Here is a 15,536-nt window from a genome sequence, read left to right on the forward strand (position 1 = left end):
CTCCCATACACAACGTGCAGGGCCAAACCATGACTCGCTACAAGCAATCTCCCGCAGAAGTACTCCAGGAATACGGCCCATACCCCGGCGTCGAGACCGTCGCCGGCGTGACCTGGGATGGCGAGCGCGTCTGGATCGCCACCGGTGACCATCTGCAACGGCTGGACCCCGCCAGCGGCGAGCTGGAAGCGTCGATCGCAGTTCCTGCCCACGCCGGTACGGCCTTTGACGGCAAGTACCTGTACCAGATCGGCGAAAGCATCATCCAGAAGATCGACCCGGCCAGCGGCAAGGTGCTGGCGAGCATTCCGGCACCCGGCAAGGGCGGCGACTCCGGCATGGCCTGGGCGGAGGGTTCGCTCTGGGTCGGCGAGTACCGCGCCAGGAAGATTCACCAGATCGACCCGGAAACCGGTGAAGTCCTGCGTACGATTGATTCAAATCGTTTCGTCACCGGCGTGACCTGGGTCGAGGGACAACTCTGGCATGGCACCTGGGAGCCGGAGTCGACCTACAGCGAGCTACGCCGCATCGACCCGCAGTCCGGCGAGGTTCTGGAGCAGCTGGACATGCCCGAGGGCGTGCACGTTTCTGGCCTGGAAGCCGACGGCGCCGAGCGTTTCTACTGTGGCGGCGGCAACAGCGGCAAGGTCCGCGCGGTGCGTCGGCCGCGCTGAGGCGCGCCAGCGAACGCAATCTGGGCTAGTGTTGGCAGCTCACTGGATTTGGCCGCACTGGCCCGGAGACCGAGCATGGATTGGCTGGAACACCGCATTCCCCCGCCCCTGGTGGCGATCATCAGCGGCCTGCTGATGTGGCTGGCGGTACGCCCGATTGCGCCCCTGGGTGGCCGCCTGTGGCTGGCGCTGCTGGTGGTGCTGGCCGGGGCGGCGGTATGTCTGGCTGGCGTGGCGTCTTTCCGCCATGCGCGCACCACGGTCAATCCGCTGAAACCGGAGAGCGCCTCGTCCCTGGTGGTCGCCGGCATCTACCGGCACACCCGCAACCCAATGTACCTGGGCTTCGCCATCATCCTGCTGGGCTGGTGCGTGTTCCTTGGGTCCGCACTGGCGGTGCTCGGTGTCGCAGCCTTCGTGCTGTACATCGGCCGATTCCAGATCCGCCCCGAGGAAAGGGCGTTGCGCGAGCTGTTCGGCGCGGAGTTCGAGGCTTTCTGCGGTCGGGTGCGACGCTGGGTCTGAGGGCCTCGCGGCAGATTGCCATTGCCTTGTGACCGGGAGAGATGAGATATTTGCAAATGCTAAACATTCTCATCAAGGTTTATCGTGTCCCCTTCGCTTCTGCTGGTGGAGGACGATTCCCGTCTTCGCCTGGACCTCGAACGCCATTTCTGTCAGCGCGGTTTTGCCGTCACCACCTGCGCCAACGGTGACCAGGGCCTCGTCGCCGTTCACCAGAACGACTTCGACCTGGTTGTGCTGGACATCATGCTGCCCGGCGTCGATGGGCTTTCCCTGCTCGACACCCTGCGCAGCCATCGCACTACGCCGGTCATGCTGATGTCCGCCCTTGGCGCGGAGCAGGACCGCATCACCGGCTTCACTCGTGGCGCCGACGACTACCTGCCCAAGCCCTTCAGCCTGGCGGAACTGGACGCCCGCATCGATGCGCTGCTGCGCCGGGCCAACCTGGACCGTGCCCGCGAGATGCCTCGCCCGCAGGGTTCGCTGGAGTTCGACGATGAGCTGCAGGACGTTTCCCGCAACGGTGAGCACGCAGGGCTGACGCATTCCGAGTATCGCCTGCTGGCCACGCTGAACGCCCACGCCGGCGAGGCACTGAGCAAGAGTTTCCTCTACCAGAGCGTGCTGCACCGCGCGTACACGCGCCTCGACCGTGGGCTGGACGTGCACGTCTGCAACCTGCGCCGCAAGCTGGCCGTCATCGGCGCGCAGCAGGTGCAGATCCAGGCGGTGCGCGGCCAGGGCTACATCCTGGTGGACGCGGAGCGCCATTGATGCGCCGTCATCCCCTGCTATGGAAGATCGCCGCGCTGCAGGTCGGCTTCTGCCTGCTGCTGACCTGGCTGATCTGGACCTGGGGCCTGTCGCTGGAGCGCAGCACCTACTTCCTGGGCGAAGCCGATCGCGACTACCTCGCGCGCTATGCCGAGCAGGCGGAAATGGTCCTCGAGCAGCACGGCACCGAAGGTGTCGAGCACTTCCGCCGGGAGCTGTCCGCCGCCGAAGACACCTGGGTGGCGGTGATCGGCGACCACCTGCAGAGCCTGGGCACCACGCCGCTGACGGCGGCGGAATCCAGCCACCTGACGTTCATGCGCAAGCTCGACTGGCCGATGAGCCGACGCCTGCAGGATGAACTGCCCTACGTCAGCATCGAGTTTCCCAAGCATCCCGAACGCGGCCGGCTGGTCATGCAACTGCCCGAGCGGCTGCTACCTGGCGGCCTGACGCCCTGGACGCACCTGTTCAGCCACGGCGTGGTGCCGACCCTGCTGGCCGCCTTCCTCGGCCTGCTGATCTACCGCCACCTGGTGCTGCCGCTCAATCGCCTGCGCGCTCGTGCCGACGCCCTGCGCGCCGACGATCTGGACAGCGACATGCCCGGCACGCCACTGACCAATCGCCGCGATGAACTGGGCGAGCTGGCACTGGCCTTCGATCACATGGCCGAGCGGCTACGTCACAGCCTTGCCCAGCAGCGACTGCTGCTGCGCACCCTGTCCCACGAGCTGCGCACTCCGCTGGCGCGCCTGCGCATCGCCCACGACAGTGACCTGCCGGCGGAGCATCTGCGCGAGCGGCTGGACCGTGAGATCAACGATATGCAGCGCCTGCTGGAAGACACACTCGACCTGGCGTGGATGGATACCGAGCGCCCGCAGCTCGAACGAGAGCCGGTGCTGGTGCTGTCGGTGTGGGAGGCGCTGCGCGAAGACGCCTGCTTCGAAAGTGGCTGGGAAGTCGAACGCCTGCCCTGCTCGCTGGGCACCGACTGCAGGGTGCAGGTGCACCTGGACAGCTTCGCCCAGGCCATCGAGAACCTGCTGCGCAACGGTATCCGCCACTCCCCGCGCAACGGCAAGGTGCGTCTGGACGGCTGGCGCGAAGGCGGTTTCTGGCATCTATGTGTCAGCGACGATGGCCCCGGCGTCGCCGAACCTGACCTTGAGCGCATCTTCCAGCCCTACCAGCGGCTACAGCCGTCCGAGTCCAGCGGTTTCGGCCTTGGCCTGGCCATCGCCCGGCGCGGTATCGAGCTAGCGGACGGCCGCCTGTGGGCCGAAAACGGCGCGAAGAATGGCCAGGCCGGGCTCTGCCTGCACCTGCTGCTGCCCGCAGCGCCGAGCCAACAGTCCATCGCAAGTGTTTAGAAAGTTAATGCGCTTTACTGGCAAATAGCAGTCATTATCATGTGTGATCTCTCAGTAATCGTCCTCCTCTGGAGATCACCGATGTCGTCTCGTCCGATGCAGTTCCTTCCGCCCTTCCTGCTGCTTTCCAGCTGCCTGCTGTCCTTCGCCGTACAGGCCGCCAGCGCCGATTCCGATGTCGTCGAGTTCGACAGCGAAACCATCGTCGCCACCGCCGCGGAGGAAGCCAAGCAGATGCCGGGCGTGTCGATCATCACCGCCGAGGACATCAAGAAGCGCCCGCCGGCCAGCGACCTGTCGCAGATCATCCGCACCATGCCGGGCGTCAACCTGACCGGCAACTCCACCAGCGGCCAGCGCGGCAACAACCGCCAGATCGACATCCGCGGCATGGGCCCGGAGAACACCCTGATCCTGGTAGACGGCAAGCCAGTCGCCAGCCGCAATGCCGTGCGCTACGGCTGGCGCGGCGAGCGCGACTCGCGCGGTGACACCAACTGGGTGCCGGCCGACCAGGTGGAGCGCATCGAAGTGCTGCGCGGCCCGGCGGCGGCGCGCTACGGCAATGGCGCGGCGGGCGGCGTGGTGAACATCATCACCAAGCAGGCCGGCAAGGAAACCCACGGCGACGTCACCGTCTACAGCAATTTCCCGCAGCACAAGGACGAAGGCGCCACCCAGCGCATGACCTTCGGCCTCAACGGCCCGCTGACCGACACCCTGAGCTACCGCGTCTACGGCAACGTCGCCAAGACCGACTCGGACGACTGGGACATCAACGCCGGCCACGAATCCAACCGCACCGGCAACCAGGCCGGCACCCTGCCGGCCGGCCGCGAAGGCGTGCGCAACAAGGACGTCAACGGCCTGCTCAGCTGGCACCTGACGCCCGAGCAGACCCTCGACTTCGAGGCCGGCTTCAGCCGCCAGGGCAACATCTACACCGGCGATACCCAGAACACCAACAGCAACGCCAACGTGAAGTCCATGCTCGGTCACGAGACCAACCGCATGTACCGCGAGAACTACTCGATCACCCATCGCGGCGAGTGGGACTTCGGCAGCTCCATGGCCTACCTGCAGTACGAGAAGACCCGCAACAGCCGCATCAACGAAGGCCTGGCCGGCGGCACCGAGGGTATCTTCAGCAACACCGATTTCTACACCGCCACCCTGCGCGACCTCACCGCTCACGGCGAAGTGAACCTGCCGCTGCACGCCTGGCGCGACCAGACCCTGACCCTGGGCAGCGAATGGGTGCAGCAGAAGCTCGACGACCCCAGCGCCAACACCCAGACCACCAGCGAAGGCGGCTCGGTGCCGGGCCTGGCCAGCAGCAACCGTGACACCACCTCGCAGGCACAGATCTTCTCGCTGTTCGCCGAGGACAACATCGAACTGTTGCCCGGCACCATGCTGACTCCGGGCCTGCGCTGGGACCACCACAACATCGTCGGCGACAACTTCAGCCCGTCGCTGAACCTGTCCCACGCGCTCACCGACAGCGTCACCCTGAAGGCCGGCATCGCCCGCGCCTACAAGGCGCCGAACCTGTACCAGCTCAACTCCGACTACCTGCTCTACAGCCGCGGCCAGGGCTGCTACGGCCAGAGCACCAGCTGCTACCTGCAGGGCAACGAGGACCTCAAGGCGGAAACCAGCGTCAACAAGGAGCTGGGCATCGAGTTCAACCAGGACGGCCTGATCGCCGGCCTGACCTACTTCCGTAACGACTACAAGAACAAGATCGAGTCGGGCCTGTCGCCCATCGATCAGGCCAGCGGCGGCACCGGCAGCTACGCCAACGCGGCGATCTACCAGTGGGAAAACGTGCCCAAGGCGCTGGTCGAGGGCCTGGAAGGCACCCTGACCATCCCGCTGATGGAGCAGCTGAAGTGGAGCAACAACTTCACCTACATGCTGCAATCGAAGAACAAGGAAACCGGTGACGTGCTCTCGGTGACGCCGAAGTACACCCTGAACTCCATGCTCGACTGGCAAGCCACCGACGCCCTGTCGCTGCAAGCCAGCGTCGCCTGGTACGGCAAGCAGAAGCCGAAGAAGTACGACTACCACGGCGACCGCGTCACCGGCAGCGCCAACAACCAGCTCTCGCCCTACGCCATCGCCGGGCTGAGCGGCACCTACGTGTTCACCAAGAACCTGAGCTTCACCGCCGGGGTGGACAACGTGTTCGACAAGCGCCTGTTCCGCGAGGGCAACGCCCAGGGCGTGAATGGCATCGAGGGCGCCGGCGCGGCCACCTACAACGAACCGGGCCGCACGCTGTACACCAGCCTCACCGCGTCGTTTTGATTAGAGAAAAGCCTGATGAGATTTCGCCTCCTGGCCCTGGCACTGGCATTCGCCGTGCCGGGGCTGGCAGCGCACGCCGCGCCTGCCCCCGACCAGAAAATGGACACGACCCTGCTGCAACGCAGCGACCTGGCCTACCGCTTCAGCGAGCTGAAGCTCGATTCCGCCGATGGCCAGCGTCACTACCAGCTGTGGATTGCCCGGCCGAACCACCCTGCTCCGGCCGCTGGTTATCCAGTGGTGTGGATGCTCGATGGCAACGCCGCCGTCGGCGCACTGGACGAAAAGCTGCTCAACGACCTGAACAACGGCAAGGCGCCATTGCTGGTTGCCGTGGGTTACCAGACGCCCCTGCGCATTGACCGCGCCGGCCGCACCCGCGACTACACCCCGCCGCGCCCGCAACTGGCCGAGCAGAAGGACCCGCTCACCGGCGACCCCAGCGGCGGCGCCGATGCCTTTCTCGACCTGATGCGCGACCGCATGCTCCCGGCGGTGGCCGCCCAGGCGCCCATCGACCGTTCGCAGCAGACGCTCTGGGGCCACTCCTACGGCGGCCTGCTGACACTCCACGCGCTGCTCACGCGCCCGCAGCAGTTCAGCTTCTACGCACCGGCCAGTCCTTCGCTGTGGTGGGGGGATGGCGCCATCCTCCAGGAGCAGGAAGGCTTTGCCCAACGCATGGCCGGGCATTCTGCGCAGCTGCTGCTGATGCGCGGCGGCAAGGAGCCCTTCAAGCCACGCGAGGACATCACCCCCAGCGCGCCGCGCGCCGCCCAGCAACTGGTAGAAAGCGTGGGCAAAGTGCCCAGCATGCAGGCGCGGTTCCACGCCTTCGACGGCATGAGTCATGGGCAAACGCTGGAGGCTTCGCTGCGCTATCTGCTGCAGACGCGGTTTGGGCAGTGACCTGAGGCACCGTGCCAGGTTGTAGGAGCGCCATCGACGCTCAGACTGCCGCGGCAATCTGCTCCCGCAACCACCGGTGTGCCGGGTCGCGGTGCGAGCGTTCGTCCCAGAGCATCGACATCTCGTATCCCGGCACTTCCACCGGCGCTTCCACCACGCGAAGCGCCGGGTTATTGCGCACCAGCCGCGCCGGCACCATGGCCACCAGGTCGCTGCTGGACAGCGCCGAGATGACGAAGAGGAAATGCGGCACCGACAAGGCCACGCGCCGGCTCAGGCCGACCGCCGCCAGCACTTCGTCGGTCACGCCGCTGAAGCCGCCGCCATCGGGCGACACCATCACATGCTCCAGTTGGCAGAACTGCGCCAGGCTCGGCTTGCGCTTCAACTTCGAGTGCCCGGCACGCCCGGCCAGCACGTAGCGCTCGCTGAACAACGTGCGCCGGCGCATGTTCGGCGGGCTGCCCTCGGTAGTGTGGAACGCCAGGTCGATCTCGCCCTGCTCCGCCTGCCGGGCGATGCGCGGTGGCGACAGCTCCAGCAGGGCCAGGCGAGTGCTTGGTGCGCTGCCGCGAATGGCGCTCAGGGCCGGCAACAGGATGGTGGATTCGCCGTAGTCCGTCGCGGCGATGCGCCAGGTGTTGTCCGCCATGGTCGGATCAAAGGGTGCTGATGGCGCCACCGCCTGCTCCAGGGCCTCCAGGGCAATGCGCAGGGGCTCGCGCAGGGATTCTGCCCGCGCTGTCGGGCGCATGCCGCGGGGGCCGGGCAGGAGCAGCGGGTCGTCGAAGATGTCGCGCAGCTTGGCCAGGTGCACGCTGACCGAGGGCTGGGAAAAATTCAGCTGCTCGGCGGCGCGTGTGACGTTGTGCTCGCGCAGCAGCACGTCGAGGGTCACCAGCAGATTCAGATCGAGCCTGCGTAGATTATTCATTGATATACCTGGGATTCCGGATATTCATTTCCACTATACCCCGGCAATCCGCATCCTGCGCCCATCCCCTCTCACCGGATGACTCACAGGAAGGCATCATGAACGTACTGATCGTCTACGCCCACCCCGAACCACGTTCGCTCAATGGCTCATTGAAAGACTTCGCCGTGCGCCACCTGCAGGCGGCCGGCCATGCCGTGCAGGTCTCGGACCTGTATGCGATGAACTGGAAGGCCCCGCTCGACGCTTGCGACAACCTCGACCGCGATCCCGAAGCGCGTTTCGACCCCTCGCAGGACTCCAAGCGCGCCTACGCCGCTGGCCGGCAGAGCACGGATATCGCTGCCGAGCAGGAAAAGCTGCGCTGGGCCGACACCGTGATCCTGCAGTTCCCGCTCTGGTGGTTCAGCATGCCGGCAATCCTCAAGGGCTGGTTCGAGCGGGTCTACGCCTATGGCTTCGCCTACGGCGTCGGCGAGCACTCCGACGCCCGCTGGGGCGACCGCTATGGCGAAGGCAACCTCGCCGGCAAACGCGCCATGCTGGTGGTCACTACCGGCGGCTGGGAGTCGCACTACAGCCCGCGCGGCATCAACGGCCCGATCGACGACCTGCTCTTCCCGATCCACCACGGCATGCTGTATTACCCCGGCTTCGACGTGCTGCCGCCATACCTGGTCTACCGCACCAGCCGGGTGGATGGCGAGCGCTACAGACAGATCGAACAGGAGCTCGGCGAGCGCCTGGACACGCTCCAGACCGCGGCTCCCATCCCCTTCCGCCGGCAGAATGGCGGCGACTATGAAATCCCGGCGCTGACCTTGCGCGATGAGATCGCCCCGCAGGCGAACGGCTTCGACGCGCACCTGAAGTGAGAGCGCACGGGCACACGGACTGCTTGCAGAACCCTGCTGCATTCAAGTGCAGCCCCGATGGGGGGAGGCTTCCGGGACACGTCCTGCCTGACTCTGAAGGCTTGCGGCGGCTGCCCCGCAAACAGGCACAACGCACCACCATGGAACCATTTAATTCAGAAAAATTACTTATTGAATTATTTGATTTACACGCTTAACCTCGATTGCAGATTCCTTCAGACGGGATCGCAGGCTTCTTCAAAACAAGAACGAGGGGAGCAGCAATGAAAGCAAAGTGTGTAGCGGGTTTCGCCCTGGCGGCAGCCTTCACGACCGGAGCCACCTGTGCCTGGTCCGCTGACTGGACGGTTGGCGCCAACGTCGGCAACGTGCCTTGGGAGTTCCAGGATGCCAAGGGTGAGATCGTCGGTTTCGAAGTGGACGTCGTACGCGAAGCCGCGAAGCGCGCCGGCAAGTCCGTGGAGTTCGTCAACATCCCCTTCAATGGCCTTTTCAGCGCCGTTCAATCACAACGCGCGGACCTGGCCATTTCCTCGATCACCATCACCCCCAAACGCCTGGAGTCGGTTGGATTCGCCCAGCCGTACTACGACAGCGACCAATCCCTGTCGGTGCTCAAGACCTCCTCCATCAAGAGCCTGGACGACCTCCCCGGCAAAGTCGTCGGCGTCGATACAGGTTCCACGGGGGACATGTGGGTCGGCCAGCACAGCGCGCAGTATAAGTTTGGCGATGTATCGCGCTACGAGGGTCTGTCACCGGCCATGCTCGATCTCGCCTCTGGTCGAATCGACGGCTATATCAGCGACATCCCCGCAGTCCTCTACTACATCAAGGACAAGCCGCAGTATGCCGTGGTCGCGCACATCCCTACCGGTGAGCGTTACGCGATCATGCATGCGAAGAACTGGCCGGCCTCCGCGCAGCTCAACGACATCATCAGCACGATGAAGCAGGACGGTTTCATCGCCGACCTGCACAAGAAATGGTTCGGTGCCGATGCGACTGCCGGCTCCAGCACCCTGGAAGTGGTCGACGCGCCTCGCTGAAACCATCCCTGCCATGCGGCGGCAACCAACGGCGCCGCTTCGCTCAGGAAGTCCCGATGGAACTGCTACATACCTTCTTCAACTGGGGCGTCTTCGTCGATGCCCTGCCGGTGATGCTGCGTGGGCTGGGCGTGACGGTCATGCTGGGTATCCTCAGCATTGTGCTGGGCCTGGCCGGCGGCCTGGCTCTGGCGATGATCCGGCTCTACGCGCTCACACCGCTGCGCGCACTGGCGCGGGTCTATATCGATGTGCTGCGTTCAATCCCGCTACTGGTGCTGCTGGTGCTGATCTACTACGCACTGCCCTTCATGGGGATTCGCCTGTCGTCCTTCGCCGCGGCCACTGCAGCCTTGTCCATGGTTTCCTGCGCCTATGCCGCGGAAATCTTCCGCTCGGGCATCGAGGCCATCCCCCGTGGCCAATTCGAGGCCGCTGCATCGCAGGGCATGGGCTTCTTCCACACCATGCGCGACGTGATCCTGCCGCAGGCAATGCGCATCGTCATGCCACCGATGACCAGCAACTGCATCAACGTGATGAAGGACACAGCGCTGGCCTCGGTGGTAGCGATGCCGGACCTGCTCAAGCAGGCGACCCAGGCACAGGCGCTGGCAGCCAACCCGACACCCCTGGTCGGTGCGGCCGTCATGTACCTGCTGCTGCTGTTGCCGCTGGTGCAACTGGTTAGCTGGGTCGAACAGCGCAATCACAGCGGGAGCAAAGCAGCATGAAGCCGATCATCCAGGTCAAGCGCATGTCCAAGCACTATGGGGAGTTCCAGGCGCTGTACGGCATCGACCTCGACGTCGTCGAAGGCGAAGTGGTGGTGATCCTGGGGCCTTCCGGCTCCGGCAAGTCCACCCTGATCCGCTGTATCAACCTGCTGGAGAACTATCAGCAGGGCGACATCCTGGTCGCCGGCGAACGCGTCGAGGCAGGCCCGCGCCTCACGCACATCCGTAGCGAAGTCGGCATGGTGTTCCAGGGGTTCAATCTCTACCCGCACCTGAGCGTACTGGACAACGTGGCATTGGCGCCGATCCGCGTACGGAGGATGTCGCGCCGCGACGCCCACGCCCGCGCCCGTGTGCTGCTGGAGAAGGTCGGCATGGCCAGCCACGCTCACAAATTGCCGGGGCAACTTTCCGGCGGACAGCAACAGCGCGTAGCAATCGCCCGGACCATGGCGATGGAACCGAAGGTCATCCTGTTCGACGAGCCCACCTCTGCACTCGATCCCGAGATGGTCGGCGAGGTACTGGATGTCATGCAGGCGCTGGCCCGCACGGGTGTAACCATGATCGTGGTTACCCACGAGATGGGCTTTGCGCGGCGTGTTGCCGACCGGGTGATCTTCATGGAAAGCGGGCGCATCGTCGAAGAGAACGAGCCCGAAGCGTTCTTCACCCAGCCCCGTGAGCCGCGCACCCAAGCCTTCCTGCAAGCCATTCTGCACCACTGAAGCTTGCATCACCGAACAATGGAGCACCGATGTGAATCTGCCTTCTGCCCCTCGTCATAACGCGCTCGACATGGATTACGTGCGCGCCCAGTTCCCCATGCTGGCCGATGGTTTCGCCTATCTCGACAACGCCGGTGGTTCGGCCGTGCTCGGCCGCGTGGCCGACCGGGTGCGAGACTACCTGCTCAATAACAGCGTGCAACTGGGTGCCTCCTACAGTGGCTCGGCGCTGGCTGGCGAGCGGGTCCTGGAAGCACGCCGGGCCATCGCGCAACTGATAAACGCTCGTCATCACGAAGAAGTGATCATGGGTGGCTCGACCACCCATCTGCTGCAGACTCTCTGCCGCGCACTGGCCCCGAGCATCGGGCCAGGCGACGAAATCATCGTCACCAACAGCGACCACGAAGCCAACATCGGCCCCTGGGTGCGACTGGCCGAGGAGCGCGGCGCAACACTGAAGTTCTGGAGCGTGGACAGCGCCAGCCAGGAGCTGGAACTGGCCGACCTGGACCGCCTGCTCAGCCCGCGTACCCGCTACGTCAGCATGACCCATGCGTCGAATATCCTGGGTAGCGTCAATCCGGTAGCCGAGGTCGCGCGACGTGTCCATGCGGTCGGCGGAAAGCTGTGTGTCGACGCCGTCGCCTATGCGCCGCACCGTCTGGTGGATGTCCAGGCCAGCGCGGCGGACTACTACGTCTTCAGCTTCTACAAGGTGTTCGGCCCTCATTTCGCCGTGCTCTGGGGCCAGCGGGACACATTGCTCGAGTTGCCGAGCCTGAATCACTTCTTCATCGGCCGTGAGGTGCTGCCCTACAAGCTGCAACCGGGCAACCTCAACTACGAGCTGTCGTTCGGCTGTGCCGGCATCAACGACTATCTGCTGGATATCGGTGCTCGGCTCGGCGCCCAGGGCAGCCCCCGGCAGATCATGCAGGCGGCCTTCGACGCGTTCGAGCAGCAGGAGGACCTGCTGGCCGAGCGCCTGCTGCAGTTCCTCCGCGAAAAGCCTGGGGTGCGTATTATCGGCAAGGCGCAGGTGAAAGACCGCGGGCGCGTACCTACCATCAGTTTCGTTGCCGACGGCCTATCCTCGGAAAGCATCGTGCGCGCCATCGACGAGCACCGCATCGGCATCCGCTTCGGCGACTTCTACGCCCGTCGCCTGATTGAACATCTCGGGCTGACGCAGCATGGCGGAGTGGTGCGGGTTTCCATTGCCCACTACAACACCGTCGAGGAGATCGACCGACTGGTCGACCATCTCGACTGCGCGCTCGGTCGCCTGCGCTGATCGACGTCCTCCACCTGACCGAGCCTCTTATGTCTGCCCCGAAGAATCTCACGGAACTGCGTGCCGCCATCGTCTCCCAGCAGGCCGACCTCACCCAGCGCATGCGCGACGCCGCACGCTACCTGACCGACCATCCCCATGACGTTGCGCTCAATACCGTTGCGGCGCTCAGCGAGCAGTCGGGGATTGCGTCGACGGCCTTCATCCGCCTGGCCAAGGCGCTGGGATTCAATGGCTTCAGCGAGCTGCAGAAGCTCTTCAAGGAGCCTTTGCAGCAAGCTGGCCAAGGCAGCTTCAGCGAGCGCATTCGCCACCACAAGGGCGAACAGTTGCTGGAGGATCCAACCGATGTCGGCGGCATCCTGCGCGAGTTCAGTCGCGCCAATATCGTCTCGCTCGAACACCTGGCCGAAGGCACGCAGCAAGCCGCCATCGAAGAGGCCATCGAGCTGCTGCAAAGCTCTCGCACCGCCTTCGTGATCGGGATGCGCCGCTCCCTTCCGGTAGCCAGCTATCTGAGCTATGCGATCAGCCGCGGTGGCCGTCCATCGGTGCATATCGGCGGTTTCGGCGGAACGCTGCGCGAGCAGGTCGCCGCGATTCGCAGCGACGACGTGCTGGTGGCGGTCAGCTTCCCACCCTATGCCAGCGACACCGTCGAGGCCTGTCAGCAGGCCCTTGCCGCCGGTGCCAGGGTATTGGCAATCACTGACAGCCTGCTCAGCCCGATCGCCCAGGGAGCTTGCGTGCTGATTGAAGTCAGCGATGCCGAACTGCTCGGCTTCCGCTCACTGACTGCGTCGTTCTGCGTGGCGCAGACACTGGCGATGGGCCTGGCCTTCAGGGACCGCCAGGCTCCGGACGGCAGTATCGATCATCAGGTACTCGAAGACATCGACTGCTGACCTCCCTTTTTCTCACTTTTCACGGTGCGGCCCTGTGGCCGCTGCCAGGAGTAACTCTGGATGAGCAACCCTGCCCGCAATCTTGTCGGCTATGGCCGCCAGCGCCCCACCGGGCGCTGGCCGAACGGCGCGCGCCTAGCGATCAGCCTGGTGATCAACTACGAAGAGGGCTCCGAGCGTTCCCTGGCCATGGGCGACCCGGACCAGGAGTCGATGACCGAATGGGGCAGCTATCAGTGCCCGCCCGGCGTGCGCAACCTTGCCATGGAGTCGATGTACGAATACGGCTCGCGGGTGGGCATCTGGCGCATCCTGGATATCCTGCAGGCGGCCGATGTACCTGCCACGTTTCACGCCTGTGCCCTCGCCTTTGAGCAGAACCCCGACGTTGCTCGCGCCGCCGTCGAGCTCGGCCACGAAATATGCAGCCACGGGTATCGCTGGGAAGAAGTCTTCCGCCTGAGCGAAGCCCAGGAGCGTGAACACATCCGCCTGGCCATCAAGTCATTCGAGCGTACCTGCGGCAAGCGCCCAGTGGGTTGGTACTGCCGCTATGGCGCCAGTGTGCATACCCGTCGCCTGGTCGCCGAAGAAGGCGGGTTCCTCTATGACTCGGACGCCTACAACGACGATGTGCCGTACTTCGTCGAAGTCGAGGGAAAACGTCACCTCGTGGTGCCCTACACCTCGGACGTCAACGATTTCCGTTACTGGAACACGCCGGGACTGAATCAGGCCTCCGACTTCCTCGAATACATGAAGGAAAGCTTCGATGTGCTCTACGAGGAATCGGCTCAGGGACTGCGCATGCTCTCCATCGGCTTGCATCCACGCATGGTCGGCCGCCCGGGCCGGGTAATGGCGATCAAGCGTTTCATCGAGTACGCACAACAGCACAGCGACGTCTGGTTCACCACCCGCGAGCAGATCGCCCGAGCCTGGCTGGAGCGTTCCTGACATGCCCGGCTCCGGCGCTGGAAGCACTACGCCGTTCGACCTGGTCATTCGCAATGCACGGGCGGTGACCGCCGCCGACGAGTTCTTCTGCGACATCGCCGTGCACGACGGCAGCATCGTCGCGCTCGGCCTGGAGCTGCCCGCTGGGACAGCCGAGATCGACGCCGCCGGGCGCTACGTGACGCCCGGCGGTATCGACAGCCATGTGCATTTCGACCAGCCCACCGGCGACGGCTCGCGAATGGCCGACGACTTTCTCAGTGGCACGCGTTCGGCAGCCTGTGGCGGCACCACCTGCGTGATCCCCTTCGCCTGCCAGCAGAAGGGCCAGTCGTTGCGAGCCGCGGTGGAGGACTACCACCACCGCGCCAACGGAAAGGCAGTTATCGACTACGCCTTCCACCTGATCGTGACCGATCCCACGCCAACGGTGCTGCGCGATGAGTTACCCACGCTGATCGAAGAAGGCTACAGCTCTTTCAAGATCTACATGACCTATGACGCGCTCAAGCTCGACGACCGACAGATTCTCGAGACCCTCAGCGTCGCGCGTGAGCACGGCGCAATGGTCATGCTGCATGCTGAAAACAGCGACTGCATCGGCTGGCTGACCGAGCGCCTGCTTGCGGCCGGACGCACGGCGCCTCGCTACCATGCGACTTCGCGGCCGATGCTGGTGGAGCGCGAAGCCACGCACCGTGCCATCGCGCTGGCTGAACTGGTGGACGTTCCCATCCTCATCGTCCATGTCTCCGGACGCGAAGCCATCGAGCAGATTCGCTGGGCGCAGGGCCAGGGCCTGCGGGTGTATGCCGAGACCTGCCCACAGTATCTGTTCCTCACCGCCAAAGCGCTGGGCTGCGACGACAGCTTCGAAGGGGCCAGATGCATCTGCAGCCCGCCACCGCGCGATGCGGCGAACCAGTCGGTGATCTGGACAGCTTTGCAGAATGGCACTTTCGAGGTGTTCTCCTCCGATCATGCGCCCTTCTGCTACGACGGCCCGGACGGCAAGCGAGCCCACGGCGAGGACGTCTCGTTCGAACGCATCGCCAACGGCATTCCCGGCGTGGAAACGCGCATGCCGCTGCTCTGGTCCGAAGGTGTCCTGACAGGTCGCATCACTGCGCAGCAGTTCGTTGCCCTGACCTCCAGCAATGCGGCGCAGCTCTATGGGCTTGCGCCACGCAAGGGCACTATCGCCGTGGGTGCCGACGCCGACCTGGTGATCTGGAACGACGGCCTGGACCTGCGCCTGGACAATCGGATGCTGCACCACAACGTCGACTACACGCCTTATGAAGGCATGCCCCTGAGGGCCTGGCCGGCCCTCACACTCTCGCGCGGCGAAGTGGTCTATGACGGCGAGCCACGCCTGGAACCAGGACGCGGCCGGTTCCTGTGCTGCGACCGGCCAGCGCCGGCACGGCATCGCCAACGCAGCGACCCGCTGCCCCTCTGAAGCTAATTTCGC

General features: G+C 64.7%; 15 protein-coding genes. 14 read left to right on the forward strand and 1 reads right to left on the reverse strand.

The window, feature by feature from the left end:
• The first annotated feature begins 29 nt into the window (after positions 1-29).
• The 6 genes from LDJ84_RS15785 to LDJ84_RS15810 all read left to right on the forward strand — a co-directional run bounded on the left by LDJ84_RS15785 (position 30) and on the right by LDJ84_RS15810 (position 6,580).
• Positions 30-677 (forward strand): DUF5074 domain-containing protein, encoded by a 648-nt coding sequence (locus LDJ84_RS15785; protein ID WP_084357896.1) that lies wholly within the window; start codon positions 30-32, stop codon positions 675-677.
• Positions 678-752: 75 nt separating this feature from the next.
• Positions 753-1,202, forward strand: a complete 450-nt coding sequence (locus LDJ84_RS15790; protein ID WP_226044972.1) for a methyltransferase family protein — start codon at positions 753-755, stop codon at positions 1,200-1,202.
• An 84-nt stretch (positions 1,203-1,286) separates the two neighbouring features.
• Positions 1,287-1,979, forward strand: a complete 693-nt coding sequence (locus LDJ84_RS15795; RefSeq protein WP_226044973.1) for a response regulator transcription factor — start codon at positions 1,287-1,289, stop codon at positions 1,977-1,979.
• On the forward strand, positions 1,979-3,355 hold the full coding sequence (locus LDJ84_RS15800) for a sensor histidine kinase (RefSeq protein ID WP_226044974.1): 1,377 nt from the start codon (positions 1,979-1,981) through the stop codon (positions 3,353-3,355). The genes LDJ84_RS15795 and LDJ84_RS15800 overlap by 1 nt, the downstream gene beginning before the upstream one ends.
• Positions 3,356-3,451: 96 nt before the next feature.
• Positions 3,452-5,671 (forward strand): TonB-dependent siderophore receptor, encoded by a 2,220-nt coding sequence (locus tag LDJ84_RS15805; protein ID WP_413247462.1) that lies wholly within the window; start codon positions 3,452-3,454, stop codon positions 5,669-5,671.
• Positions 5,672-5,686: 15 nt separating this feature from the next.
• Positions 5,687-6,580 (forward strand): alpha/beta hydrolase, encoded by an 894-nt coding sequence (locus tag LDJ84_RS15810; RefSeq protein ID WP_065085267.1) that lies wholly within the window; start codon positions 5,687-5,689, stop codon positions 6,578-6,580.
• A gap of 40 nt (positions 6,581-6,620) precedes the next feature.
• On the opposite strand, the gene LDJ84_RS15815 is transcribed toward LDJ84_RS15810, so the two are convergent.
• Positions 6,621-7,514 carry a LysR family transcriptional regulator gene (locus LDJ84_RS15815; protein WP_226044975.1) on the reverse strand — a complete coding sequence of 298 codons (894 nt, stop codon included), beginning with the start codon at positions 7,512-7,514 and terminating at the stop codon, positions 6,621-6,623.
• Between the two features lie 98 nt (positions 7,515-7,612).
• On the opposite strand from LDJ84_RS15815, the gene LDJ84_RS15820 reads away from it, so the two are divergent.
• The 8 genes from LDJ84_RS15820 (at position 7,613) to hydA (ending at position 15,524) form a co-directional block, all read left to right on the forward strand.
• Positions 7,613-8,389, forward strand: a complete 777-nt coding sequence (locus tag LDJ84_RS15820; RefSeq protein WP_024766490.1) for an NAD(P)H-dependent oxidoreductase — start codon at positions 7,613-7,615, stop codon at positions 8,387-8,389.
• Positions 8,390-8,652: 263 nt separating this feature from the next.
• A complete protein-coding gene (locus LDJ84_RS15825; protein WP_024766489.1) occupies positions 8,653-9,438 on the forward strand; it encodes a transporter substrate-binding domain-containing protein in 786 nt (261 codons plus the stop codon).
• A 56-nt stretch (positions 9,439-9,494) separates the two neighbouring features.
• Entirely contained in the window at positions 9,495-10,172 is a 678-nt protein-coding gene (locus LDJ84_RS15830) for an amino acid ABC transporter permease (protein ID WP_084357909.1), read from the forward strand.
• Positions 10,169-10,903, forward strand: a complete 735-nt coding sequence (locus LDJ84_RS15835) for an amino acid ABC transporter ATP-binding protein (RefSeq protein ID WP_024766487.1) — start codon at positions 10,169-10,171, stop codon at positions 10,901-10,903. Before LDJ84_RS15830 ends, LDJ84_RS15835 begins: the two co-directional genes overlap by 4 nt.
• A 31-nt stretch (positions 10,904-10,934) precedes the next feature.
• Entirely contained in the window at positions 10,935-12,200 is a 1,266-nt protein-coding gene (locus LDJ84_RS15840) for a cysteine desulfurase-like protein (RefSeq protein WP_226044976.1), read from the forward strand.
• A gap of 29 nt (positions 12,201-12,229) precedes the next feature.
• Positions 12,230-13,105 carry a MurR/RpiR family transcriptional regulator gene (locus LDJ84_RS15845; RefSeq protein ID WP_024766485.1) on the forward strand — a complete coding sequence of 292 codons (876 nt, stop codon included), beginning with the start codon at positions 12,230-12,232 and terminating at the stop codon, positions 13,103-13,105.
• A gap of 60 nt (positions 13,106-13,165) precedes the next feature.
• A complete protein-coding gene (locus LDJ84_RS15850; protein WP_024766484.1) occupies positions 13,166-14,062 on the forward strand; it encodes an allantoinase PuuE in 897 nt (298 codons plus the stop codon).
• A gap of 1 nt (position 14,063) precedes the next feature.
• Complete coding sequence (gene hydA / locus LDJ84_RS15855) at positions 14,064-15,524, forward strand: dihydropyrimidinase (RefSeq protein WP_226044977.1); 1,461 nt, start codon at positions 14,064-14,066, stop codon at positions 15,522-15,524.
• Positions 15,525-15,536: the final 12 nt, after the last annotated feature.

The organism is Pseudomonas sp. HS-18 (assembly GCF_020401845.1).
Taxonomy (GTDB): domain Bacteria; phylum Pseudomonadota; class Gammaproteobacteria; order Pseudomonadales; family Pseudomonadaceae; genus Pseudomonas; species Pseudomonas nitroreducens.